At 63.3% G+C, this 23,725-nt stretch carries 26 protein-coding genes, 1 tRNA gene and 1 pseudogene; 10 read left to right on the forward strand and 18 right to left on the reverse strand.

Annotation, left to right across the window (positions count from 1 at the left end; genetic code table 11):
• The first annotated feature begins 14 nt into the window (after window positions 1-14).
• The gene (locus tag F3H13_RS01515) at window positions 15-389 is read left to right on the forward strand and encodes a hypothetical protein (RefSeq protein WP_149797304.1); all 375 of its coding nucleotides are present in this window, start codon (window positions 15-17) and stop codon (window positions 387-389) included.
• A 367-nt stretch (window positions 390-756) separates the two neighbouring features.
• Here the strand turns inward: F3H13_RS01515 and F3H13_RS01520 are convergent, their stop codons facing one another.
• The 3 genes from F3H13_RS01520 to F3H13_RS01530 all read right to left on the reverse strand — a co-directional run bounded on the left by F3H13_RS01520 (window position 757) and on the right by F3H13_RS01530 (window position 3,195).
• Window positions 757-1,008 carry a HalOD1 output domain-containing protein gene (locus F3H13_RS01520; RefSeq protein ID WP_149797305.1) on the reverse strand — a complete coding sequence of 84 codons (252 nt, stop codon included), beginning with the start codon at window positions 1,006-1,008 and terminating at the stop codon, window positions 757-759.
• A 79-nt stretch (window positions 1,009-1,087) separates the two neighbouring features.
• Entirely contained in the window at window positions 1,088-1,576 is a 489-nt protein-coding gene (locus tag F3H13_RS01525; RefSeq protein ID WP_149797306.1) for an Lrp/AsnC family transcriptional regulator, read from the reverse strand.
• Between the two features lie 227 nt (window positions 1,577-1,803).
• The gene (locus tag F3H13_RS01530; RefSeq protein WP_149797307.1) at window positions 1,804-3,195 is read right to left on the reverse strand and encodes a signal recognition particle protein Srp54; all 1,392 of its coding nucleotides are present in this window, start codon (window positions 3,193-3,195) and stop codon (window positions 1,804-1,806) included.
• Between the two features lie 129 nt (window positions 3,196-3,324).
• On the opposite strand from F3H13_RS01530, the gene F3H13_RS01535 reads away from it, so the two are divergent.
• Complete coding sequence (locus F3H13_RS01535) at window positions 3,325-4,047, forward strand: hypothetical protein (protein WP_149797308.1); 723 nt, start codon at window positions 3,325-3,327, stop codon at window positions 4,045-4,047.
• A 36-nt stretch (window positions 4,048-4,083) separates the two neighbouring features.
• Here the strand turns inward: F3H13_RS01535 and F3H13_RS01540 are convergent, their stop codons facing one another.
• Window positions 4,084-5,025 carry a pantoate kinase gene (locus F3H13_RS01540; RefSeq protein ID WP_149797309.1) on the reverse strand — a complete coding sequence of 314 codons (942 nt, stop codon included), beginning with the start codon at window positions 5,023-5,025 and terminating at the stop codon, window positions 4,084-4,086.
• A 125-nt stretch (window positions 5,026-5,150) separates the two neighbouring features.
• Between F3H13_RS01540 and F3H13_RS01545 the strand changes: the two genes are divergently transcribed.
• From F3H13_RS01545 to F3H13_RS01555, 3 genes are all read left to right on the forward strand, one after another.
• A complete protein-coding gene (locus F3H13_RS01545; RefSeq protein WP_149797310.1) occupies window positions 5,151-5,669 on the forward strand; it encodes a zinc ribbon domain-containing protein in 519 nt (172 codons plus the stop codon).
• Window positions 5,670-5,858: 189 nt separating this feature from the next.
• Window positions 5,859-6,341, forward strand: coding sequence for a FlaD/FlaE family flagellar protein (locus tag F3H13_RS01550; protein WP_149797311.1), 483 nt, complete (start codon window positions 5,859-5,861; stop codon window positions 6,339-6,341).
• The gene (locus F3H13_RS01555; RefSeq protein ID WP_149797312.1) at window positions 6,338-7,390 is read left to right on the forward strand and encodes a hypothetical protein; all 1,053 of its coding nucleotides are present in this window, start codon (window positions 6,338-6,340) and stop codon (window positions 7,388-7,390) included. The genes F3H13_RS01550 and F3H13_RS01555 overlap by 4 nt, the downstream gene beginning before the upstream one ends.
• 484 nt (window positions 7,391-7,874) lie before the next feature.
• Here F3H13_RS01555 and F3H13_RS01560 read toward each other — a convergent pair whose 3' ends face one another.
• Window positions 7,875-8,363: a hypothetical protein gene (locus F3H13_RS01560; RefSeq protein ID WP_149797313.1), complete on the reverse strand. Its 489-nt coding sequence runs from the start codon at window positions 8,361-8,363 to the stop codon at window positions 7,875-7,877.
• A 100-nt stretch (window positions 8,364-8,463) separates the two neighbouring features.
• Here F3H13_RS01560 and F3H13_RS01565 point away from each other — a divergent pair.
• Together F3H13_RS01565 and F3H13_RS01570 are read left to right on the forward strand one after the other, a co-directional pair.
• Window positions 8,464-9,090 (forward strand): annotated as a pseudogene (locus F3H13_RS01565) (hypothetical protein).
• A 106-nt stretch (window positions 9,091-9,196) separates the two neighbouring features.
• Window positions 9,197-9,625, forward strand: coding sequence for an arsenate-mycothiol transferase ArsC (locus F3H13_RS01570; protein ID WP_149797314.1), 429 nt, complete (start codon window positions 9,197-9,199; stop codon window positions 9,623-9,625).
• Between the two features lie 767 nt (window positions 9,626-10,392).
• Here F3H13_RS01570 and F3H13_RS01575 read toward each other — a convergent pair.
• From F3H13_RS01575 to F3H13_RS01595, 5 genes are all read right to left on the reverse strand, one after another.
• The gene (locus F3H13_RS01575) at window positions 10,393-10,905 is read right to left on the reverse strand and encodes a hypothetical protein (protein WP_149797315.1); all 513 of its coding nucleotides are present in this window, start codon (window positions 10,903-10,905) and stop codon (window positions 10,393-10,395) included.
• 31 nt (window positions 10,906-10,936) lie between these two features.
• Window positions 10,937-11,971: an AAA-associated domain-containing protein gene (locus tag F3H13_RS01580; protein ID WP_149797316.1), complete on the reverse strand. Its 1,035-nt coding sequence runs from the start codon at window positions 11,969-11,971 to the stop codon at window positions 10,937-10,939.
• A gap of 394 nt (window positions 11,972-12,365) precedes the next feature.
• A complete protein-coding gene (locus tag F3H13_RS16045) occupies window positions 12,366-12,899 on the reverse strand; it encodes a hypothetical protein (protein WP_188127970.1) in 534 nt (177 codons plus the stop codon).
• Window positions 12,899-13,049, reverse strand: a tRNA-Gln gene (locus F3H13_RS01590). The genes F3H13_RS16045 and F3H13_RS01590 overlap by 1 nt, the downstream gene beginning before the upstream one ends.
• Window positions 13,050-13,118: 69 nt before the next feature.
• On the reverse strand, window positions 13,119-13,709 hold the full coding sequence (locus F3H13_RS01595) for an AsnC family transcriptional regulator (RefSeq protein WP_149797317.1): 591 nt from the start codon (window positions 13,707-13,709) through the stop codon (window positions 13,119-13,121).
• Between the two features lie 144 nt (window positions 13,710-13,853).
• Here F3H13_RS01595 and F3H13_RS01600 point away from each other — a divergent pair, with 144 nt between their 5' ends.
• Window positions 13,854-14,048: a heavy-metal-associated domain-containing protein gene (locus tag F3H13_RS01600; RefSeq protein ID WP_007344879.1), complete on the forward strand. Its 195-nt coding sequence runs from the start codon at window positions 13,854-13,856 to the stop codon at window positions 14,046-14,048.
• A gap of 127 nt (window positions 14,049-14,175) precedes the next feature.
• Here F3H13_RS01600 and F3H13_RS01605 read toward each other — a convergent pair whose 3' ends face one another.
• From F3H13_RS01605 to F3H13_RS01630, 6 genes are all read right to left on the reverse strand, one after another.
• Window positions 14,176-15,414, reverse strand: coding sequence for a DUF5305 domain-containing protein (locus F3H13_RS01605; protein ID WP_149797318.1), 1,239 nt, complete (start codon window positions 15,412-15,414; stop codon window positions 14,176-14,178).
• Between the two features lie 3 nt (window positions 15,415-15,417).
• A complete protein-coding gene (locus F3H13_RS01610) occupies window positions 15,418-16,581 on the reverse strand; it encodes a signal peptidase I (protein ID WP_149797319.1) in 1,164 nt (387 codons plus the stop codon).
• A gap of 149 nt (window positions 16,582-16,730) precedes the next feature.
• Complete coding sequence (locus F3H13_RS01615) at window positions 16,731-17,651, reverse strand: hypothetical protein (RefSeq protein ID WP_394349058.1); 921 nt, start codon at window positions 17,649-17,651, stop codon at window positions 16,731-16,733.
• A gap of 94 nt (window positions 17,652-17,745) precedes the next feature.
• Complete coding sequence (locus F3H13_RS01620) at window positions 17,746-19,362, reverse strand: CARDB domain-containing protein (protein WP_149797321.1); 1,617 nt, start codon at window positions 19,360-19,362, stop codon at window positions 17,746-17,748.
• Between the two features lie 97 nt (window positions 19,363-19,459).
• On the reverse strand, window positions 19,460-20,014 hold the full coding sequence (locus F3H13_RS01625) for a hypothetical protein (protein WP_188127971.1): 555 nt from the start codon (window positions 20,012-20,014) through the stop codon (window positions 19,460-19,462).
• A 94-nt stretch (window positions 20,015-20,108) separates the two neighbouring features.
• Entirely contained in the window at window positions 20,109-20,720 is a 612-nt protein-coding gene (locus F3H13_RS01630; RefSeq protein ID WP_149797323.1) for a DUF1102 domain-containing protein, read from the reverse strand.
• A gap of 451 nt (window positions 20,721-21,171) precedes the next feature.
• Here F3H13_RS01630 and F3H13_RS01635 point away from each other — a divergent pair, with 451 nt between their 5' ends.
• A complete protein-coding gene (locus F3H13_RS01635; RefSeq protein ID WP_149797530.1) occupies window positions 21,172-21,753 on the forward strand; it encodes a DUF7344 domain-containing protein in 582 nt (193 codons plus the stop codon).
• A gap of 103 nt (window positions 21,754-21,856) precedes the next feature.
• The gene (locus F3H13_RS01640) at window positions 21,857-22,690 is read left to right on the forward strand and encodes a hypothetical protein (RefSeq protein ID WP_149797324.1); all 834 of its coding nucleotides are present in this window, start codon (window positions 21,857-21,859) and stop codon (window positions 22,688-22,690) included.
• Between the two features lie 70 nt (window positions 22,691-22,760).
• Here F3H13_RS01640 and F3H13_RS01645 read toward each other — a convergent pair whose 3' ends face one another.
• A complete protein-coding gene (locus F3H13_RS01645) occupies window positions 22,761-23,036 on the reverse strand; it encodes a hypothetical protein (RefSeq protein ID WP_149797325.1) in 276 nt (91 codons plus the stop codon).
• Window positions 23,014-23,616 carry a hypothetical protein gene (locus F3H13_RS01650; protein WP_149797326.1) on the reverse strand — a complete coding sequence of 201 codons (603 nt, stop codon included), beginning with the start codon at window positions 23,614-23,616 and terminating at the stop codon, window positions 23,014-23,016. The genes F3H13_RS01645 and F3H13_RS01650 overlap by 23 nt, the downstream gene beginning before the upstream one ends.
• Window positions 23,617-23,725: the final 109 nt, after the last annotated feature.

A 23,725-nucleotide genomic window follows, 5' to 3' on the forward strand; every position in this document is an offset into this window, starting at 1 on the left:
CGATTATTGTGAATGTGAATCGGCGGGAGTTCCTGACAGTCGTCAGTGTAGGAATCGGAGGTATAGCGGGATATCTGTCTCCTTCGGAAGGAAATTCTCGAAGCGAATCCATACTTATAGTCGAAAACCAACGCGACAGCGAACAGGAAGTCGTCATTCGGTTTGAGGACGGAGATATTGTGTTGTTCGAGGAGACGTTCAGACTTGCTACTGGCGAACAGCATCGGGTAGAGGATGACCTGTCCCGAGGTGCTACGCAGGTTGACGTTTTTGTCGACGTCAGGAGTTCACAGGAAGCTATATATGAGGACAGTGTTCCGGGTGGTGTGCCCGAATATCGAGTCTCTCTCCGTTCAGACGGAGTCGATCTCGTGTGGGCTGAGAACTGATATCTGAATCAATACACGAAATTTGAATTAAAAACACGCAGTTCTCATCGACCAGCTGTTTCAAGAGATGATATGCCTAAAAATAGGATTTCAACAGCGCCTTTTCTGTTTAAATTGCCAGAAAACACGTGTTAGCAGACAAATAAAACCGTTTAATGTGCCGCCGAACCCTCTTCGGTGACTCGGTTCTCTCTCAATTACCGTCGTTTCAGACGGATGATTGTGAGATCCCAGTCTGGCATTGATTCATCATTATCAAGAAGTTCATACCCACAATCGCTTACGCTCACTCCATTCTGGTATGCCCGCCGGACAAGTTTGTCAAGGGATCCCTCTAATTCGGCTTTCGTACTTGGAGACCACTCACTCATTGGACAGATACGGAGCCGTCGCCGCTAACTGTAATTTCGTACCCGTTGTAGGGGAATGTCACTTGACCTTCCATTCTATCACCGGTCGGCGTACTGGCGAAGATCTGATTCAAGGCCTCGGGGTCGATTACTTCATTGAGCGGGGGAGTAACTTCGACAGGGTCAACGTCTTCTACTTCGGCTACTCGCGTAACTACTTCATAAGTTACATTATCGACGTGCGCTGTTGCGGCATTTAATTGGGCCATAAACCACTGTAGGCTCTCGATCCTTATGAAACTATTGGATATTTGATAACTTCCAGAGCGACTTAAGAGGGTCTGGAAATTAGCCAGAATCCTCTTCTTCCGTAAACTCTTCGCCGAAGTGGTTGTACGGGTTGGTGTGTTCCTGTTTCATCATCTCCATCCGCTCAATATCAACGCCAAGTGAGTCCAGAGCTTCAAGGGTATCCTCAATGTCTTCTGACGTGCGGCCCACTACTTCCAGCGACAGGTTCTCGTTGTTCGTCAATAGCTCTCGGATACTGACGATACCAGATACCTCCATGAGGTCGTCAACCATCTCTTCTCGTTCTTGGAGGGGGACTGTCGCGGTCACGAGGAGGTGGTGACCTAACCCCGTTTCACTGTACATTATGATGGGTTGATAACTGAGAATGACACCACGCTCCTCAAGACGGTTAATTCGATTAGCAACCGTACTGGACGAAACACCGACTTTCTCAGCCATGTCCTCGGTCGTATTGCGTCGGGCATCTTTCTGAAGAAGGTACAGGATGCCTTTATCCACGTTGTCGAGTTCCTTGGAAACCATCTTTAGAATTTAGAGGTCACATCGGAAAATCGTTTTCCCAGTAGCCACCAGATCAGCTCCTTGAACTGGCTGAGCTGTTGGTAGTCAATACGCAGGCATATTCTAACGGTTAGTACAAGCATCAAACGGTGAAAATAACGCAATCCTCGTGCTGACTACAACCTCTGTATCTCGCACGCAGCTTGTGTCAGTTCGAAGGATTTCAACAGAGCCGGATAGTAGATTATCTAAAACGGTCCCTTACCGCCGCCCATCATGTCGCCGAGACCGCCGCCCTCGCCGCCCATCTTCTTCATCATGCGCTGCATGTCGCCCTCGCCCATCCCCTGGAACTGACCGATCGTCTCCTCCATCATCGAGTGCTGCTCTAAGAGCTGCCGGACCGTCTCCTCGTCGGTGCCGGAGCCGCGGGCGATGCGCTCGACGCGCGACTGGCCGACGACGCGGGGGTTCTCTAACTCCTCCTCGGTCATCGAGTCCATGATGCGCTCGAAGCGGCGCATCCGGTCTTGGGTGACGTCCATCGCGTCGTCCGGGAGCTCGTCCATCATCCCGCCGCCGAGCCCGGGGATCATGTCCATCACCTGGTCGAGCGGCCCCATCTTGTTCATCGCGTCCATCTGCCGTTTCATGTCCTTCAGGGTGAACTCCCCCTTTAGCATGTCTTCCGGGTCCCAGTCTTCGTCCTCCTCCTGGGTCTCCTGCATCGCGCGCTCGACGCGCTCGGAGAGCTGTTTTAAGTCGCCCATCCCGAGCAGGCGGGAGATGAACCCAGACGGCTCGAAGCGCTCGATGTCCTGCACCGTCTCGCCGGTCCCGAGGAAGGCGATCGAGGAGTCGGTCTCGTTGACCGCGGTCAGCGCCCCGCCGCCCTTCGCGGTCCCGTCGAGCTTGGTGATCACGACGCCCTCGATGCCGATCGACTTCTCGAACTGGCGGGCCTGATCCTTCGCGCCCTGCCCGATCGCGGCGTCCAGGACGAGCAGCGAGCGGTCGGGGTCGACGACGCCCTCGATCTCTTCGATCTCGGCGATCAGGTCGTCTTCGAGCGCGTGCCGGCCCGCCGTGTCGACGATGTGGACGTCGGCGTCGGCCGTCTCTTCGAGGCCGGTGCGGGCGATGTCGACCGGGTCGTCGTTGTCGGGGTTCCCGTAGAAGTCGACCTCCGCGCGCTCGCACATCTGCTTCGCTTGGTCGTACGCGCCGGGGCGGAAGGTGTCCGTCTGGATCACCGCGGGACGGAGCCCCTTCTTTGAGAACCACCAGGCCATCTTCGCCGCGGAGGTGGTCTTCCCCGACCCCTGGAGGCCGGCCAGCAGGATCGTCTGGTTCTCTAAGGGGAGCTCAGTGGAGTCGCCGACGAGCTCGACCATCTCCTCGTAGACGATCTTGAGGACGTGGTCCTTCGCGGTGGTGCCGCCGGGCGGCTCCTCTTCGAGCGCGCGGGACTTGATCGAGTCCGACAGCTCCATCACGAGGGAGACGTCGACGTCGGCGGAGAGGAGCGAGCGCTGGATCTCCTTGACGATCTCCTCGACGTCGCTCTCTGAGAGTCGGGACTTCCCTTGGAGCTTATTGAGGCTGCTCCGCAGGGACGTGCCGAGGTCGTCGAGTACCATTTGCCGGAGCTAGGCGGGCGACGCGGTAAAGCTTTGTTCGTCGGCGGTTGCCTCGGGGAGGCCACGCCTCGTGACTTGCGAGGGGATCTGTTTAGTGGCGCACCGCCCGATCCGAGGTTACTGGCACCGATGGACCTCGACCGACTCCGGTACTACACGCGTTGGCACGCGTTCGCGAACGACCGGCGGTACCGGGTGCCGGCGGACCCGTGGACAACGATACGAATCGACCCGACGAACCTGAGACGCCACAACCAGCGTCTTCGCCTCGACCGAGGGGTCGGTCGCGTCGAGGGCGGCGACTGGGACGTCGACGGACAGGAACCATTCCGCGAGACGACGGTGTACCGATCAATTCGACGGCGGTACGAGGAGGGTGACGCGTGGGAGGAGACGCCCCTGTACCGCCGCGCGAAGGAGCGGTTCGAGGCCGGCGAGCGCGTCCGAGGGTACGAGAGCGGTGACGAGTATCGGCGGGTGCGCCTCGCGTATCTCGACGACCTGATCCGGTCGATCGAGGAGGAAGGATACCGGCCAAACGCCGAGACAGAACACGGGCCGGCGTCGGCCAAGAACGACGTCGAGGGAGCGTACGTCCATCGGCTCGAACCGGTCGTCGCAATCGGACGGGGCGGGAAGATCCAACTGTGCGAGGGGTTCCACCGGGCGGCGATCGCGTCGGTGGCGGGGCTCGACGGAATTCCGGTGAACGTCCTGTGTCGCCACGAGGAGTGGCAGCAGACTCGGGACGAAATCAAGCGCGGAGCGTCGCGGACGCCGACGGTCAACTGGCCGACGGGTCCGGAACAGCATCCCGACTTGGTAGGGGCGACCGGACCTGGGTGTCGGTGACTGGCTGTCGGCGGTTGTGCGCGGTCCCCGAGGGAGTCAGCGGTCGACGAGCCGCGCGCCCGCGGCGTCGATCCGACAGACCTCCGGGTCGTAACCCGCGTCGGAGAGCCCGGTGCCGAGCGCGAAGACGGTGCGCCCGAGCATCGCCATCGCGGCCCCGGGGTCGTCCCCGCCCTCCGTCCCCTCATCGTCGGCCGACTCGACCGCCTCGATCGCCGTCTCGACCTCCGAAACGAGGAGGTCCGCATCGCGGGCGAACGCCCGGGCCGCGTTCATCAGCGTCGGGAGCCGCGGGTCCGCGCGGAGGCGGTCGAGGGCCTCCGCCCCGGCCGCGGAGAGGGCCGTCGTGTCTCCTCCCAACACCTCCTCCGTCGACAGCTCGCCGAACGCCACGTACTCGACGCGCGCGGTCGCCGGGACGCCGTCAAGTTCGCCGACGCCCGGGGCGCCCGGTTCGAGCCGGACCGGGACCCCGCCGCGCGCCTGCGCGACCACGTCCCCGAGCCCCGTCCCGCGACCGACCTCCGCGGCGTGGGCGATCCGGACGAGGTCGTTCTCGGAGCATCCCCGGTCGAACGCCTCGTTCGCGGCGAGCGCGGCCCCCAGCGCCGCGGCGCCGGAGACGCCGAAGCCGGCGCCGATCGGGAGGTCGGTCTCGACCGCGACGTCGGCGCCGAGAGCGTCCAGTTCGGCGAGGACGTCGTCGACCGCGCCGATCGAACCCGCCTCGCCGTCGATGGTCGTCTCCCCCGCGTCGCCGGCGCTTCCCGGCGCGTCGACCGTACCCTCCGGGGCGTCGACCGCACCCTCCGGGGCGTCGACCGCGCCCTCCGGCGCCGACACGCGAACGGTCACCCCGTCGGTGAGCGTCACGCCCGCGCCGCGCGACCCGGCGACCGCCGGATCGTCGGCGGGGTGCGCGCTGAAGAAGGCGGTGACGTGGCCCGGGACGAACGCGGTCGCCCGCTGACTGCTCATGTGGCGCCCGACGAGCGGGCCGCGATTAACGGTTGTTATCCGGGCCGAGTCGGTCGGAGAGGCGACCACCGCGCGACGGCGACGACACCGCAGGCCTAAGTACCGGCCGGCCGAATCCCGGCCGTATGCGAAGCCAGTTGCGTCCCGTGCTCGCCGCCGTCCTCGCGCTGGTGTTCCCGGGGCTCGGCCACCTATCGTTGCGCCGGTGGGGGCGGGCGCTGCTGTGGCACCTGACGATCGTCGGCGGCGGGGTCGCACTGTTCACGCTGTACGACGTCGAGCCCGTCGACCCCCTCGCCGACCCCGCGGCGGTGTCGGCCGCGGTCCCGAGCGACGTGGCGCTGCCCATCGTGCTCTTATCAGCGCTGTCGGCGCTCGACGCGTACCTCGTCGGGCGGGCGGACGCCGCGGAGCGCGGCCGCGTCGACGCCGCCACCGAGGCGATGCGTCGGCGGGCCGCGAACGCTGACGGCGAGGACGGAGCGGGGAGCGCCGGACCCCCGCCGGCCGCCGCCGTGAGCGACGAAGACGGCGAGACGTTGGAGGTGACCTGTCCCAACTGCGGCAAGGAGGTCGACGCCGACATCGACTTCTGCCACTGGTGTACCGAGCCGCTCCCGTGGGCCGAGTCGGACGACCGGTAACGCGGGCGCCGCGCGTCGCGGAGGCGGCGGTTCCAGTGGCGGCCGCGCTACCGAGATCGGCGGTTTCAGCGCCGTCTCCACCCATGAGCCGGCCCCGGGCGTGGTTTCTCATCACTGATAACTGAGAGCCAACTATCATATAACCCCGCCGAGACGGTTCGGGTACGGACGCGAACGACGGACGGAAACATGAGTCTGAATCCACGACGGTACGACGTACGGGAGCTGCGCCGGATCGCGGACGCGCCGCGAGACGGTGCGGACGGGGCGCCTCGGGAGCGGGCGCTCCGGCGGCCGAACCGGAACCGGGCCGAGCAGGCGGCGCGCTCGGCCGCGTTCACGGAGCTGCTCCAGCGTCAGCGTGGTGCGCAGTTGAACGGCGACAGCGGGGACCGGCCGTACCTGACGGCGATCCCGGCGTCGCCCGCGGCGGAACGCGAGATCGGCGAGTGGCTCGGCTACCTCGTCGACGTCGGCGGCCACGTGCGGAGCCGGGACGCGCTGTCCTACTACGGCGAGCTCGACTGGGTCGGCGACGACGCGGTCGCGGCGCTTTCGCGCCGGCTGGAGGGGTTCGACGCCCCGACGCGCGACCGGCCGTTCATCCCCGCGGACCACCGGATCAGCCTCGTCTCCATCGTCCGAATCGCTTCGTGTGCGAGTGACCAATGAGCGACGACGAATCCACGGACATCAACGAATCGGACGAATCGGCAGCGGTCGGCGTGAAACTGGGTAGCACCCGAACGGTGCTCGACATCCCCGACGGTCGGGGCGGGCGCGAGCGCCACTCGGTGCTGACCTGTCTGGCGACCTACGAGGACGCCATCACCGGCGAGGAGAAGGTGCTGTTCGGCGAGGAGGCCGCGGTGGAGTACCCCGACCGCGTGCGATTTATGCTGCGGTCGGGCCTCCCCGAGGACGACGACAGCGTCGCGGACGCGGAGCGCTTCTTCGAGGCGGTCGTGGACGCCCACGACGTGCCCGAAGACAGCGCGGTCGTCTACGCGGTGCCGACCATCGACAACGAGGCGGGCGTCGAGAACCTCAAGTCGGTGATCGAGGGCTCCTCGATCGGCGAGGTCGAGACGCGGAGCTACCCCGAGTCGCTGTGCGGGGCGATCCCCGCCTACGGCGACGACCTCGACGCGATCGACGAGGTGTTCGTCTCGGTGAACCTCGGCTCGACGACGATGGAGGCGTGCGCCTACCGGCGCGGCGAGCAGCTCTCGCCGTTCTCGACCGGCTCGGTGACGGGCAACGAGGTCGACCGCCGGATCGTCGCCGCCGTCGAGGAGGAGACCCAGGGCCGGGTCCACATCGACCGGACGACTGCCCGGGAGTACAAAGAGCAGCACGGCGACGTGTACGACTTCGAGCCGTTCACGGACGTGGTTCAACAGCCCGGCGGCGGCAGCCACGAGTTCACCGTCGACCGCGGCGTGCGGGAGCCGATCGACCGCTACATCGACGAGGCGGTCGACGTGGTGGCCAACGAGTTCCTCCCCGAGCTCGCGAACGACCACATGAAGCCCTACCAGCTGGCGCTCGGCCGCCCCATCGCCGCCACCGGCGGCATGGCGTGTATCCCCGGGCTCACCGAGGAGTTCGAGAAGCGCCTCAGCGAGGAGCTCGACCGCGACGTCGAGGTCGTCTCGCCCGACGAGCCCGCGCTGGCAGCCGCGGACGGCGCGGCGCGCATCGCGGCGCGACTCGTCTGAGCGGCGCGCGAGCGGTTCGGTTTTTATCATTTTTAAGTCCAACAGCGGCTGATCCGCGCTACGCCGACCGGGACCGATGCGATGGCGTGCGCCTGCGAGCGGCCGGAGCGAAGCGGAGGCCGCGAGTCAGCACGCGCGAGGGAGTCAGTCGCCGTAGCGAAGCGGAGGCGACTGACGAGGCTGGGGAGGTGTGAGGCTGCGGTGCTAAGCGGTACGGGCGGGACTCAAAGGGGCAGCCGTGAGGGCGAAGGCGCGCGACGTAAGCACCGGAACGAGGGAGCGAAGCGACCGAGTGAGGAGCGCAACGAGCGTACCGAGCCCTCACGGCTGGGGCTTTGGCGGTGTTCATCGCCTATCTGCTCGCGTTTATTTATAAGCAAGCGGCTGGGGCTTTGGAAGTGTTCCCTGCCGATCCACAAGCAGCCATTTATAAACGATCGACCGCCACGGTGGCGACGCTCACACCCGATCCACTGCCCACTATCTAAACCTCAAAGAGCCGCTCGGCGTCGTCGGCCTGGCGGCGGTAGATGCCGCGCCCCTTCAGCCGCGGCACCTCGTGGCGGTGGAGCCGCTCGGCCTCGGCGTCGTACACGAGCGGGAACACGTTCGTCCGGCGCTTCGCGACGGTGAAGTTTGCCATTGCGTCGAGCACCGACGCGTCGGGGTCCGGAGCCGCGAACGTCACGTAGCCGATGGGCGTCGGGGCCTCGCCGCCGTCGGCGCGCCCGGGACGGGGATCGACGGTGTCGACGAGGACGTCGCGGAGCGACGCCGCGGTGTCCGCGAGCGTCTCCGCGTCTAGTCCCTCCGCCTCGACGAGCGTCGCCAACGCCACGACGGATCCGAGCGAGTCGTCCGCCTCGCGCGTCGTCCACAGGCGCTCGAACTCGTCCGTCCGCTCGTCGACCGCCTCGAAGCCGTGTTTTCGCCGGTTCGCCGCGACCGCCGCCCGGTAGTCGCTGAGGTCCATATGACACCCACGATCCGCATGGTAAAAAATGACACACATGGTTAAGAGGTGGACCGCTTCCCGACACCAAGGCTATAGGCGCGCCAGTGCTGTCGGACATATGACACCGACGCGACGACGCTACCTCCGCGGGGTCGGCAGCGCGAGCGCGGGCGGACTGTGAGCCCTCGCCGGCTGCGCGTCGACCGGCCCCGGCGGGGACGGGAACGGTAGCAACGGCACCGACGCGGGCGGCACGCGTCCCGAGGGGACCGGCGGGCCGGGGGTCTCGCTCGTCGCTGTCGACGACGACGCGGACTTTTGGGTCCAGTCGGCCGTCGAGGTCGTTCGGGAGGCCGCGACCGAGGCCCACCCGCCGCAGCTCCGCACGACGCTGACGAACGCGGGCGACGAGCCGATTCGCGTCGGCGAGGGGCGGGCCGTCCACTTCGAGTACGTTTCTGACGGGGACGGCGCGCTCGTGCTCCTCCCGGGCGGCGAGGAGTACCCCGCCGAACCCGGCTGCTGGCGGCTGACCGACGCCATTGCGATCACCGAGGAGTACCGGACGTTCGCGCTCGACCCCGGCGAGTCCAGCGAGCGCCTCGTCGACCTGTACGCGACGCCCGGCGAGGACGCCTGCCTCCCGGTGGGCGAGTACCGGTTCGAGACGACGATTTCGGTCGTCTCCGACGACGCCGAACCGCAGTCGTCGACGGCGTGGGGATTCTCCGTCGTGCTGGAGTGAGCGACGGTCGGCGGACCCCGCTCGTCGGCGACGAGGTCGCGCGGAATACATAGCGCTCTATAGTCCTCTTAGGAACCGTTAATCGGGTGCGCCGGAACGCACGGGTATGAACGACGACGACGACGTCGTGACATTCGGGTTCGTCTGCGTCCAGAACGCCGGTCGCAGCCAGATGTCGGCGGCCTTCGCGGAGCGCGAGCGCCGCGAGCGCGGCCTCGACGACCGCGTCGAGGTCGTGACCGGCGGAACGCATCCGGCCGACGAGGTCCACCCCGAGGTGGTGGAGGCGATGCGAGAACTCGACATCGACCTCGCCGACCGCGTTCCCCAAGAGGTCTCGACCGCCGAGCTCGACGCGTGCGACGTGGTCGCCACCATGGGATGTTCGACGCTGACGCTCGCCGACGGCGTCGAGGGCCGCGACTGGGCGCTCGACGACCCCCACGGACAGGACCTCGAGCGCGTCCGCGAGATCCGCGACGAGATCGAGGGACGCGTCCGAGATCTCTTCGACGAGTTCTTCTCGGATAAATAAACAGAATTACAAAGTTATTTTTCGATATTATATTTTTTATCGGAGTGTAGGATCCTGTGACAGTTCGCACAGAGCGGGATACACCGTTTGATTTCCTCCAAAATTCGCTGTTTTGATGCGGAATTCGATAACAACGTGGATATAGAATCGCCTTTCTCAATGCCTTCTGGATGGTGGAAGTCAATAGTTGCTGGATGATCTTCCCCGCATTCTACACACTGATACTGTGGTTTGATTTCATTTCTGTACCACTCACGTATTTTTTGCTTGCGTTTATTGGATCGTTCTATTTCCTCTTCTCGGTTTTTGTAGTAATACCGTTGGTACGATGTTAAATTGGACCAGTTGGTGTCATCTGGAAGAGATATAGAGACTGGCTTCTGATCAATTGAGTTCTTGTTTTTCAAACACTCATCACACAATTTTCTTTGCGAGTTTTTATCGTAGAATTCCGTGGCACAATTTAGACACGTTCGGTTAGGTAGTGGAGAATCATGTGCTTGAGTATGGTGTCGTCTAACACCGGTTTTACCATCGAATCCGGTATTTCCACAGGTTGGGCAGACAGCCATACGAGTCCGGGATTCACGCTGACATATAAATTTACTAGAATTTTAAACGCGGAGAACCACAAATAATTGATATTTGTGTGTGGTTTGGTATCTCTTCTGAATCTGGATTTGTTTAAATTGTTTTCTGTACGTATAGACGATATCGAATAGTCCCTGGCGGCGGTGGTATTTCGATTTTTGAATCTTTGAGTGAACCTACTTGCTCAACGCCACTCGAAGCCAACAGGTGAGCCCCACGGTAAGAAAGCCCGCGATGACGAGAGACATCATGACAATGAGAATCGTCTCAACTATGCCAGAGCCTAGAGAGAAAATCATGAAAAAAGCGGCTGAAACGAACACACCACCGGTCGTTATTTTGAGGCTTCTAGCCGTCTCATCATCGTGATCGCCCAAGCTCATCAAGACTGACTCTCCGGCATCAATCCTTCTTAATGCGGAGATAATGCCATGAAGGTATAGAAGTGGAATCGCGATGGTGAGCACAATAGTCGGTGAGAGTCCAATGACCCTGATCAGGTCGTTGATCCAGCCGTTGGCAATGATGACTGCCACAAGGAGGACAGTTAGTGCGAAAGCAGTGAGCAGGAGACCCATTCCTTCAATTCGATTAAGCGATTCTGACCACTCAGTTTTCTCAGCCTCCATCCTGACCTCCGAGGCAAAGTTCTGAACGATATCGCTGCCCGGCAGCAGAATTGCTTTCAACAGATCTAGGACGTCCGGGCGAGGGTCAGAATTAGACATAACGATTCATGGACTCCTGACCGTCTCCGTTCTGCGACCCATCAGACGAAGCGTGGGGGATAAGAATTCCCTTCTTGACCTCAACAAAGAGACCTGAGTAGATGAACCACTGGTACAAGCGCTTGGCTTTAGTGCTCACCGTACTCTCACTCCAGCCCTTATCGTACTCGTCATTGACTTCTGCCATCAACTCCTGATTTCGAAACTCCTCATTTGGTGCCAGTTCACAGTATTCTTGAACTAAATTCACGTTCCAGAGGGCATCCCGAATGAGTTGCTTCCGTTCCTCGTCTGACGCCCGGAGAACCTTTTCACCGAACTCGGTCAAGACAACGTCTCCAGCGTCTTTTTCAGCAATACCCAGCGAATAGCAGGTGGATAGAAGCTTGCTGGCGTAGCTATCTGAAAAGTCAAAGTGTTCGGCTAGTTCTGTTGAACTCTCGATCCCAGCGTCAATCATGGGTAGTGCTTCGAAGACCAGTTCCGGTCTCACCTTGGGGTACCCAGAACTCTCGTCTTTTGGACCCCGCCGCTGGTTACGTTCGGTGTCGGGAGGTTTCTCGGAGTAGAGCGTCTCATTCCCTGCGAATCCTAGTCTTAGGTAGTCGATCCAGTTGGCGTAGACACGGCCATATGTTTTGAATGTCCCACTGTCGATCGCCTTTGAATCAGTGTGAAAGGCAATGAGTCGGCCAATTCGCTCAGTGGACATCTGACCGCCGTTTAATTCATCAAGAATTTCACTCACTGCGGGCAGCTCAACAAACCTCTCTTTTAGTACGGTTCGATCTTCCAGTTGGAAGAATTTCATCACGTCATCTTGGTCACGGATAGTATACTCGCCGTTTTCGCGTCCAAGAAGACCGAGAGCCGTAGGATCATGAACACGATTATGAACGGTCCTCTCACCGACGTCCATCGCGTCGGCCAGTTCTTCCTGGGTGGTGTTCCCCTTGACAACGGCACGGAGAACCTCTATTGTCGAGCGAGGACCTTGATAGAGCCGGGGGAATCCATTCTTACGCATTTGTGTACCACCTCCATTTATTTGAATCCTGTGGCCGCCTATTTCGTTTTTGAGCGTTCGAGAGCCGTTTGAAGCGGCCCACGCAAGAAAGGTATGAAGAAGTATGGAGGTGGTAAAATGAAGAAAGGACCGTAAGTGGGAGAATAAAGAGCTGTTAGATGTGAAACCGAGGGGATCATGTCAACAGACCCGGGCTAGCTCGCTTATCACAGATAGGTCATTCTAGCTTTTCCTCAATTTTACCCAGATTCCACCTCTTTCTTTGTCTCTACCACCACCGCGCCAATCGCTAGTATCTATATTGCTTGTCCAAACGCCCTGTTAGAGTGGGAGAGAAAATGAAGCTGTGGTAACTTGATTGGTTCAGAAATCGATCCAACGAGAAGACAAAGAATCAGGCATAAAAAGCCAGTTTACGCTTTGAAGTGTACTTCAATTCAACAGTTTGCCGTAATCGTAACCAACGCGTGTTCTTAGTATTTATTTTTTGATATTTATGGCAAGCGTGAGCGACATCCACAATTTCAGCGACCAGTTCCAGTACCAACTCCGGAAGCTCGACGGCGCGGACATCGACGAGCGCGACCGAAAGGCGATCAAGGAGCTCATCCGCTACCAGGACACCCAGCGGAACCTCGCCGCGAGCACGAATGTCAACAACTGCTCCGACCTCCGTCTCAGCGCCGAGCGCGCCGACACCCCGCTGGTCGACATGGAACGGTCGGATGTCGACGAGCTGCTCTTCCGGTACAAGCACGAGCGCGAGATGGCGGAAGGAACGCTCCGGAACTACCGGAAGGCCTTTCGGAAGTTCTTCCGCTACCACGACCGCGAGTGGGCCGAGAACATCGAGATCGGCGCGATCCCGGACCAGGAGGTCGACGGCGCGCAGACGCTGGCGTGTGAGGATTCTAGACTCCGAAGGCATAGTCCCGGGCGGATTCGAACCGCCGTCAATGGCTGACTTCGGGCATCCGACGGGCGTTCTGGCAGGAACGACCGACAGCCGCGTGTGAGCCGCAAACGCGGACGGATTCCCTCCAAAGGCCATTATGATTGGCCACTACACCACGGGACTGCGAGTTCGGCTAACCGGCGGGCACTCAAGTACGTTACTCTCTTCGGCGCGTCTGGGACCGCTCCCCGCCTACGCTCCTTCTTCGATCCGGTCGAACCGCTCCTCGAAGTTCTCTCGACAGGAGCCACAACAGAAGTGGTACAGCGTCCCGTCGATCCGGGCCGACTCCCCCTCGGCGGTGACGGTGTTGCCGCACTCGACGCACTCGACCGCGAGGTCCGCGTCGCCGACCGCGGGCGACCACTCGTGGGCGTCGAGCGGCCGCACCGACAGTTCCTCAACGGTCTCCAATCCGACCGCGTCGTCGACGAGGTCGCGGGCGCTTCCCTCCTCAACGCGCGCGACGACCGTCACCTCGCCGTCGGCGGTGAGGAACGCGTGTTCGACGCGCTCATGGCCCGCGACCGCCTCGTGGACGCGCTCGGCGTCCGCGGGCGCGACGGCGAGCGTCGCGAGGACCCGCAGCCCGTCGGAGAGCGCGTCGCCGTCGATCCGGAGGGTGAACCCCTCGATGACGCCCACCTCGCGGAGCCGATCGACGCGGTCGGACACCGCGGGCGCCGACAGGTCCACGCGCTCGGCGATGTCGCTGTACGGGCGCCTGGCGTCGGAAAGCAGCAGTCGGATGATCTCTCGGTCCGTCTCGTCGAGGGTGCGCATGGCCGGGCGTTCGACCGGCGCGGGCAAAAGCCGTCCGGCAGGCGGGGGGTCAGAGAGAACGGGCCGGACCAGCGGCGTCCGGAAAACCGGTCGGCCTCGGGGGCGACGGAAAGGCAGTTGTGCCCGCGGCGCCTACGGCCGCGCATGACGACGATAGATGTCGACGGCATGTCGTGTACCGGCTGCGAGGACAACGTGACCGACGCGCTCGGCGAGCTGCCGGGCGTCGAGTCCGCGAGCGCCGACCACGAGGCGGGCACCGCGACGGTCGAGGGCGACGTCGACGTGGACGCGGTCGTGGCCGCCATCGAGGACGCCGGCTACGAGGCGTCGGCGTAGGAGGCGTCGGCGTAGGTAATCGAAACGCACGGACGACAACGCACGCGCGTCTCTCGCGGTCGAAACTCCGAACTTTTTCGCCCGATCTCTTTCACCCGAACACGCTCGCCGACGCGGGCCGACGAGATCAGGCGCGGTTGTCGCCTCCTTCGTCCGGCGTTGCCTCGCCACCGCCCGTCGATCGGGAGGCGGTCTCCCGGCCGTCCCCGTCCTCGATCACGTCGGCGGCGGCGCCGTGCTCGTCGTCCGGCGAGTCGCCGTCCATCGAGAGAGACGAGTCGGTCGCAGTCGAGTCCGCCGCCGGCGCGGGCGGGCGGTAGGTGTAGAGGAACTCGCCGGAGACCGCGTGGAACGCGCCGGTGTCGGGGTCCTCCACGACGCCGGTGTCGTTGTCGATCGCGAAGTCGACGAGGTCTCGCAGCGATCCCGCCTCGGCAGTCGGACGCTCGTGGACCGAGGCCGGGAGCCGGACCGTCGTGATCCACTCCGCGAACTCCGAGCGGTCGTCGCGGTACGAGAGGTACTCGCGCTCCGCGGGCGTGAGCGCGAGCTCGTACTCCCACCTCGCGTACCCGACTCCGCCGGCGCCGACGAGGCCGACGAGCAGGAGGAGCGGGCCGCCGAACGACCGGAGCACGCCGTACTCTCGCTCGACGGTCACCTGCTCGGTCCGCTCCGTGGTGTCGGACTGGACGCCGGGCTCGGAGACGGAGTAGGTGTCGCCGCCGTGGTCGAGCGTCATGTCGAGCGTCTGCGTCGACGCGGTCGGGACCCCGCCGATCGACCCGTCGACCGTCACCTCCGTCCTAACGAACGTCTCCGTCTCGCCGGGGGAGGCGCCGAGTTCGTCTTCGATCGACGCCACGCGCTCGTCTATCGCCGTGCTGTTGAGCGCGAACGAGGCGTTCACCGTCTCGCCGGGCGAAACGCTCGAGGACGTCTCCGACGCGAGCGGCTCCGTCTCGCGCCAGTAGACGGTCCCCTCCTCCCCGACGTTCCGCATCACGAGCGTGGAGCCGACCTCGACGGTCACGCTCTCGGCGGTCGGCGCGGCGTAGCTGGTCGCCACGGTCACGTCCAGTTCGGGGGCAACCCGCGCGAAGTACGTGTTTCGCTCGTCGAGCACCGTGCCAGTCTCGAAGACGGCGTTCGGCTCCGTCACGGTCGCGCTGTGGCGGTACTCGCTCTCGACGGTGAGCGACGAGACGGTGCGGCTCTCCGTCTCCGTCCCGGGGTCGACGTGCGTCGTGTACGCGAGCCCCGCCCCGACCGCGACGAGGAGGAGACAGACGACGAGGATCGCGGTGGACTGTGCGTTCAAGACGGCGCGGAGTCGGAGTCGACGTTCGTCGTGAGCTGAAGACATGTGTCACCTGTAGAGCTCGCGGAGGAGTCGCTTGTAGAGCGGGGGGCGCTCGCGGGAGTCGCGCGACCGGATCCGGGCGGGCTCGCCGCGCAGGAGCAGCAGCCCGATCCCGACGATACCGCCGCCGAGCAGCCCGTTTATCGCGACGAGCGGGGCCCAGGGGTGAACCCCGTACAGCTCGTCGACGACGCCGGGCGGCAACACCGCGAGGTAGCGGTGTTCGACGACGAACAGGCGGTAGTACCCCGTCTCGTCGGGCGCGGACAGCGTCACCGTCGTCGACGCCTCGCCGCGACTGCCGACCGAGAGCCGCTGCGGGTCGACGTCGACGCCCGGGCTCGCGGGCGTGACGTACGCGTACACGGGGACGAGTCCGGCGTTGGGGACGACGTACTCGAGCTCCTGGCTCGTGCCGCTCTCGATGACGGTCGGGTTCTCAGACTCGAACTCGGCGCTCACGACGCCGTACTCCTGTGTCCCACCCGGGACGACCATCGCCGCGGTTGCCGTCGCCATTAATACGAGCGCCAGCACGCCGAGGATCGCGAACACGGAGGTGCCGTCGTCGCGCGAGCGGTCGCGCGAGTCCCGGTCGCGCGAGCCGGCGTTGAGGTACCAGTCGACCGCGTACGCGACGACCGACAGCCCGAAGACGATGTACGCGAGCCCCTGCGTGCCCTGGAGCGAGCGGACGCCGAACGTCACCGCCAGCTGCGTCTGAACGGCGTCGAGTACGGACTGGAACCCCATGGCGACGGTCCCGAGGTGGGGGATCACGACGACGCTCCCGCCGACCTGAAGCGCCTTCGCCACCACGTCCGCGTCCTGAACGACCGGCTCGCCGCCGTCCTGATCGGTGAACGGATTGTTGTCCCCGCGGGTGATATAGCCGCGCTCGGTCTCCTCGACGACGCGGTGAGTCGTCAGCCCGCCGCCCTGGATCTCCTGTGCGTCGAACGTCACCACGTCGCCGGAGCCGATCCCGCCGGCGATCTGGGCCGGGATCGCGACGAACCCGTCGCCGGGGTTGAGCGTCGGCTGCATGCTCCCGGTCTCGACGTAGCTGAGGAGGATCGGCTGGCCGAGGAGCTGCCCGACGACGAGCGAGACGACGACCAGCACCGCGGCCGCCTGAAGGGCCACGGACAGCGTTCGGTTGATGGACATGGTGTCGGGCTCGGCTCGGAGACTATCTCGCAGCGGGCGCCGCCGCGAAACGGTTCGTGTCGTTCGTACGTCAGGTGGCCGTCGATAGCTGAACGGCGGCGTGCCCTAATAAGTTCGTGGGTGGAGGCGAGTCCGGAGGGTGGGGACGGTCACTCGTCGAAGACGCCGGCCGCGAGCAGCGCGAACGGGCCGATGAAGCCGAGACAGAAGCCGAGCAGGTGGACGTACAGGTTCACGACGCCCCCGCCGCCGACGGGGTCGGACGGGAAGCCGACGACCGGGTAGCCGACGACCACCACCGCGCCGACGGCGAGCAGGTCCCCGTAGCCGGGGCGCGCCGCAAGCGATTTCACCCCTGGCCGAACCGACCGCGGGAACCGCACCCCGCTGCTGGCTGCGTACAGGACCGCGAGGAGCGCGCCGGCGACGACAATCGCGAGCCCCGCCTGTCCGTCGCCCTCGGTCGAGACCGGCAGGGCCAGGAGCGCGATCCACCCGACGAGCGCGAAGAAGGCCGCGGGCAGCGCGCCGACCGAGGCCGCGGGCGCGAACCGGTCGCGGGCGTAGCAGAACCACAGGATCGGGAGCAGGCCGGCGAGCGCCATGTTGACGCCGGAAAAGCCGAAGCCGACCGCGTCCCGCGGGACGGCGAGGTTCAGCGCGGACAGCGCGAACGGGAAGGCGAGGAGGAAGGCGACGAGCGCCGTGAAAAAGAGCCGGCGGCGTCCGCTCAGGACCGCGAGCGCGTAGCCGACCCCGGCGAGGAGGCCGTACCCGGCGAGGTTCCCGAGGAGGTGGTCCGCGCTCAGGTGGACGTAGTGGGCGGTGAACGCGGACAGCGCGGTCGGATCCGCGTAGGCGAACGCAAGCGACCGCCGGGTCGCTTCCGGCAGCGCGAAGACCGCGAGGAGGACCGCCGGCACCGCGAGCAGGACGAGCAGGTCGATCGCGCGGACGCTCGCGAGCAGCTCACGGCGGAACGCGCGGTCCGTGCGCCGGTCGGCGGCGTCGGCAGCGCGGTCCCCCGCGTCTGTCGCGGACGGTGTCACGCGCTCGAAAAGGTCGACCAGCGGTTAAGAGCTGTCGGCGCGCGTCTCGGCGGTGACAGCCGGGGAGCGCCCCACACCAGTCGAGACGAGAGGCCGTCCCGGGAACCGTCGGCCCTCACGAGCGCGGCATCCGGCGGAACAGCGCGAGGGTAGCCACGGCGAGGGCGACCGCACCGAGCAGTCCGCCGAGTTCCACGAAGTCGATCCCGCCGGGCTCCTCGGTCGGGCCGTCGCCGGCGTCGGATTCGTCCGTCCCGCCGGATTCGTCCGTCCCGCCGGATTCGTCCGTCTCCCCGGCTCCATCCGTCCCGCCGGCTCCGTCCATCTCGCCGGCTCCGTCCGCCCCGGCGGAACTCCCCTCGTCGCCGCCCGCGGAGTCGTCAGCCGGGTCCCCGACGAGCAGCGTGCCGACCGGGGTGCCGTCGACCGCGAGCTCGTACGCGCCGGCGGTCTCGACGGTCGCGTCGAACGCCACCGTCGCCGTCTCGTTGGGCGCGAGCGCGACCGTCTCGTTCGCGATCGGGTCGCCGTCGGCCGTCAGCGTCACCGCGCGCTCGCCCGCCGCGCCGCCCCCGTTCCGCACGGTCGCCCGGACGGTGGCGTTCTCGCCGGGGTCGATCGCCTCGGGGGCGAGCGTCGCCTCGATCACGTCGAACCGGGGCTCGCGCGCCGCGACCGCGAACGTCGAGAACTCCGTGGTCCGCGCGCGGAAGTGGACGCGGTCCTCGGGGAGTCCGAGGATCTCCACGACATCCTCGTCGACGACCTCGACGGGCTTCGCCTCCCAGTCGCCCGCGTCCGTCTGCCGGTAGAGCGTCACGTCGGCGGGGTCGGTCCCGGTCTCGTTGAGGTGGGCTGGGTCCGCGCTGAACCGGATCGTCATCGCGTCGACCGCGTCGGGCGCGAAGTCGTAGTCGAGCGCGAGGTACCCGACCGGCCGGGGGCGCGTCGGCGCGGTCAGCGCGCTCCCGTTCGCGACGGGGTCCGGACTCCCCGCTGCGGTGAGTTCGACGCGCTCGTTCCGGACGCCCTCTAAGTCGATCCCTTCGAGCGTGACATCGTCGCGGTCGAGCTCCATCCCCTCGGCGCGGAACCGGACCTCCTCGCCGCGGTCGACGTCGCTCGCGACGAATCCGCGGTGGGTCGCGTTCGGGGACGTGACCGTCGTTGTCGCGCCGCCGCCGTCGGTCTGCTGTGTCGACGCGCCCGTTCCCGCCATTTCGTCGGGCTCCGCGATCTTCGCCTCGATGGAGAACTCGTCGGCGCCCAGTTGCGTCCCGGCGGCCTTCCCACGCGTGTCGAGCGCGAGGCCGATCGTGACCGTCTCGTTTGGCGCGAGCGTGACGTTGTTCGCCTCGCCCTCGATCGAGTCGCCGTCGGCGACGAAGGTGACGTTCTCGCTCGCGTACTCGATCCACACGTGCGCGTACTCATCGGCCGTGTACGTGATCGTGAACACGTCGTCGATCGTACCGGTCGAACCGACGTTGACGCCCTCGAAGGAGGGGTCCTTGATATTCGGATTCGACGCCGAGACGTCGATCGCGATCTCGTCGTTGTCATTTAAGTAGGCGTACCGCCCGTTCGGGCCGTCGGCCGGTTGGACCGCGAGGTCTCCGTCGGCGACGGTGTCGGCCGGACCGTCGATCACCGCCGCACCCGTGGCGAACGCGAGCGACCCTGCGGCTACGAGCAGCAGGGCGAGGGTCAGGGTGCGGCGGGTGGTAGGCATGGGCAAGTCACCTTTCAAATAATTATTTAAACATGGATAACGGCACTGAGCCGAAAATCAGATTTAGGGAAAAGAAACCCCACAATTTGGAAGTTTTTTATGTATCTGATTTTCTGTGGCTAGGCAGTTCCTTTTCAGTTGCTGTACTCTCCAGAGAGATCTCTCCGGAGATGTCATCATGCGCCTCATCCGCAGTAACGCGGAATGCTATGTTTATCGGGTTCCCCGGTGTGATGTTTCGAGCCGTTATACCCGCTTCGCTCTGTGAGTTATCAACTGTGAACTGTTTTTTGTTCTGGCCGGTTGGCTGCCAGCTGAAGAACCATCGCATAGAGGAACTTCCTATGTTGTCCTGATCCCAGCTATAACTGAACTCAACATTTTGAGCCTGCGAGCCTTTGTTCATCACTTGAATTGTAGGTGTAACGACCTTACTGGAAGGGTTCCAATCGCCGAACTCGTGAGTTGAGCCGGCTTTTACCCCCTCGTCGTCATCTCCTTCTGCGGCGTCAATGGTTAACCTGCCGTCATCAATTTGGATCGTGTCTCCCGAATAGGGGACCCTCAGCGATAGTAGCGCCTCGTTATCAGGGACGACTTTGATCGACACTTGCCGTTCAATTCGGGCGGTACTGAAAGCACCAGTTCCCATGGCCGACGCGCCTCCTCCAGTAGCAGCGGCCAAACCGAGTAGATAGGTTCGGCGCTTCATTTGAGGAGGTGTTGGATGTAGCTAGTAGCCTGTATTACGAGTCGGATCCGAGCACATCCGAGAGTTTAGCTTGATTGCCACCGGTAGCAGCGTGAATAGTCAGCGTTCCACCGACATTACCCGTCGTACCATCATCTTTTGTCTCAATAGTCATATCGACATCAACTTTGTCAGGCTGGACAAGCTTTGGCACGTTAGCCGTATCACTGTAGTCTTCGGCACGTAGAGAAGTTCCACCAGAGATATCATCTGCCTCACTTCCTTCTGCCGTGAGTTCAATATTTTCTAATTCGAAGCCAGTTGCTTCGATAACGACATACAGATCGCCTTGTCCAGCGCCATTCCTAACGCTGAATACCTCTTCAAAAGTGAACGTTGAGTCGGGGTTGAGCCCCTGAGCATCGCCAGCGATAACCCCAAGGCCAGAGTCACTGTTGAAATCCAGTTCGAGCTGACCATCGCTAGTACCAGAAGCGTACGTACTGTTCTCTGCCGCAATCTCAACGAAACCAGAACTGTCAGCAGCGACGTTCACATTAACCGTCCGCTCGGATGCGGAGGTCTCAAGAGCCCCCGTACCTACAGCAGCCGCACTACCCGTAGCCAATGCGCCCAGTCCGGCGATGAACTTGCGTCGGTTTGCCATTGTTGTTTACCTCGTTGACCGCACACGACCCGCGAGCCGTCGACGCGAGACATCCCGCGTCACCCGGGGTCGCTCTACTTCACCCATGGGGCCTATCCCATATCGTTATGAATTTCCAGAAACAGTTCCGGGCGAGACTGAAACCTCGGTCGCCCGGTTCCGCCCCCACCTGAATCCGGGGTGGATCGGTTCAAGCCGATCCTGAGACCGCGTTCAGGCCCGTCCTGAAACGACAATCAGGGCTTTTTCGGCGCGGTTATAATTACTATAATATGATAGTAAGGAGTCAAAATTCGTATCTGCGAGGCGTATGACCCCATTTATCGGGTTCTTAGCCCGTGAAACGCGGGAAATCGCGTTCGAACTGGCTACGCTTTGAACGGCGAGAAAGTTTAGCAGATTATCATAACCACGGGATTTATGTTGGCCGATTCATATGTGTCTGACAGAAATGGCGTCGGCACAGCAGATCGACGGGGGAGGGGCAGAACCGGCGACGGAGGTGTCCGAAGACGAGCTGTTCGACGTGCTGGCGAACCAGCGGCGACGGTTCGCAGTCCATCTGCTGAAGCGGGAGGAGAAAGAGCGGTTCGAGATCGGCGACATGGCCGAACAGATCGCGGCGTGGGAGAACGGGATCGACACGGCCGAGATCACGGGCGACGAGCGCAAGCGCGTGTACACTGCGCTCCAGCAGTCCCACCTGCCGAAGATGGACGACGCGGGCGTCGTCGACTTCAACAAGGACCGCGGCGTCGTCGAGCCGACGCCCGCGATCCAGAACGTCGATTTATATATGGACGTCGTCGAGGGGAAGGAGATCCCGTGGAGCACCTACTACCTCGGGCTCTCGGGCGTCGCCGTCGCGCTCACCGGCGCGGTGTGGCTCGGCGCGTGGCCGTTCATCCTGCTGCCCGACATGGCGTGGACGGTCGCCATCGTGGTCGCGTTCGCGTTCTCCGCGATCACGCACAAGTACTACACCGCGGAGATGAAGGTCGGCGAACCGGACGAACCGCCGGAACTGACGTAGGGCGGGCAGTTTCAAGCGGCGCCTGTCAGGGATTCCGGCGCCGCATAACCTTAGGATCCGGACGCGTTGTGTCGAGTGAACGAACCGTGCGACCCCATCGTAAATGAAACGACGAAACCTCATCCTGCTGCTCGGCGGCGCGAGCTCCGGCGCGATGAGCGTCGGCACCGGCGCGTTCAGCAGCGTCGAGGCCGAGCGCGGCGTAGAGGTGAACGTCGTGGAGGACGAAAACGCGTATCTGGGGCTGGAAGAAGGATCTGGCGAGGGGTTCGTCCGGATCAAAAACCAGTTCGCTGGAGACCTCGGTCTGACCGTGACCGCGGCGCTTCCGTCGAGCGAGGGCGAAGTCGAAATCGAAGCCGAAGAGAACGACGAAATCGAGATCGAAGTCGAATCTGACGGAGGTGACGAGAAAGACGGCGACGACGATTCTGTCGGCGTGGATATTCCGACAGGTGAGTCCGCCAACGTGATCGCCGAATGCGACGAGGACGGATCGCTGGATCTCAAACTCACTTTTACAGGCGAAGTCGACGAAACTGGGACGAGCGTGGACAAAACGCGGACGTTCACAGTCGAGTGCGAGGAAGACGACGACGAAGCCAACGAGGACGTGACGGACAAAGTCGAGAAAGTGAAATTCTTCGGAAGCGCGGAGAAAGTCCGCGTCCTTACGACCGAGAACGACGGCGGCGGCAACGGGAGCGACGGAACCGTTAGTGCGAAACTGTACTGCGGCGACGAGGGGAATACCGAGAGCGAGAGCTTTGAGACGGTCCATGTGAACGAAGATTTGTGGATAGATAATTTCGATGACGACGATCTCGAGGGCCCCATCGCAGGAGTGGAGGTCGAGGGAATCGGCGTCTTCGAGAATCCGGATCCCGGGAGCGGAAATACCGTTGACGAAGCCCATCCCAGCGACGATTCATCCTAAGTTCCGTATCGCTCTCAAAAAACTGGACTCACTCGAGGACCGATTGCGGACTACTCGATCGACCTCGCGTTCATCTCTCCGCATGTTCCGTATCGAAATCCGCTGCCTCGTCGAGTTCCGCTCGCGCGAACTCCCGGATCCGCTTTGTGTCCTCGGCGCTCACGTCGACCGCCTGCGCGCTCTCGATCTGTCCGTTCACGACCGCGTTCTGCTGTGGGCCCCACACCTCCGGCGGCTGTGCTTTGATGTACTCGGCCCACCGGATCACCTGCTCGTAACGGGGCGGTCGCTCGGGACCGTCGTCAGCTCCGGCCGAGCCCTTCTCAGGCGTTCGTGAGTCGCTCATAGCGGTCCTCGACGTCGAGTCGTTCGACCCACGTTTCGAGCCGGTCCCGGGAAAGCGTTTCTCCGAAGAGGGTGTAGAGGTGCGCGGCGTCTTCGAGGTCGGTTCGACCGCCGAGCGAGAGCTTGTACGCGATCTGGAGTTCCAGCGGTCCGATGGGAACCGTGCGGTCGCCGACGTGCGCGTCCACGGCGTTCGCGAGGGACGCGTCGTCGAACTCGTCGCTCGGGAACTTCACCTCGAGGTGCGGCGTCATCTCGCCATCCGGAGCGACCCAGATATTCGTCCCTTTAGAGAGGTTACCGTACATCTCGGAGAGCGGCATCGCGGGGCCCCAGTATCCCTCCTGTTCCAGTTCGGCGACGAGTTTGTCGATCCGCTCGGCGGGACAGCGCTCGATGAACACGTCGATGTCCTCGGTCGACCGCGATCGGCCGGCGAGGATCGCGACGTAGCCGGCGACAAAGACGTGGTCGATATCGAGTCGAGAGAGAATCTCGGAGAAGCCGACCGCAAGTTCGTCGAGCCGGTTGGGCTCGCGGTCGACGACGAGTCCACGATCGGTGAGTTCGACACCGGTCATACGTGTCGGTTCACGCACCGTCTAATAAATCTCCCCGAGAACGAGCCGACGGGAGATCGCATTCGTCGCTTCTGCTGTTCCGTTCAGGTGGCCTTATGTATCCCCCGGC

It is taken from the genome of Halorubrum xinjiangense, assembly GCF_900102375.1.
GTDB classification, from domain to species: domain Archaea; phylum Halobacteriota; class Halobacteria; order Halobacteriales; family Haloferacaceae; genus Halorubrum; species Halorubrum xinjiangense.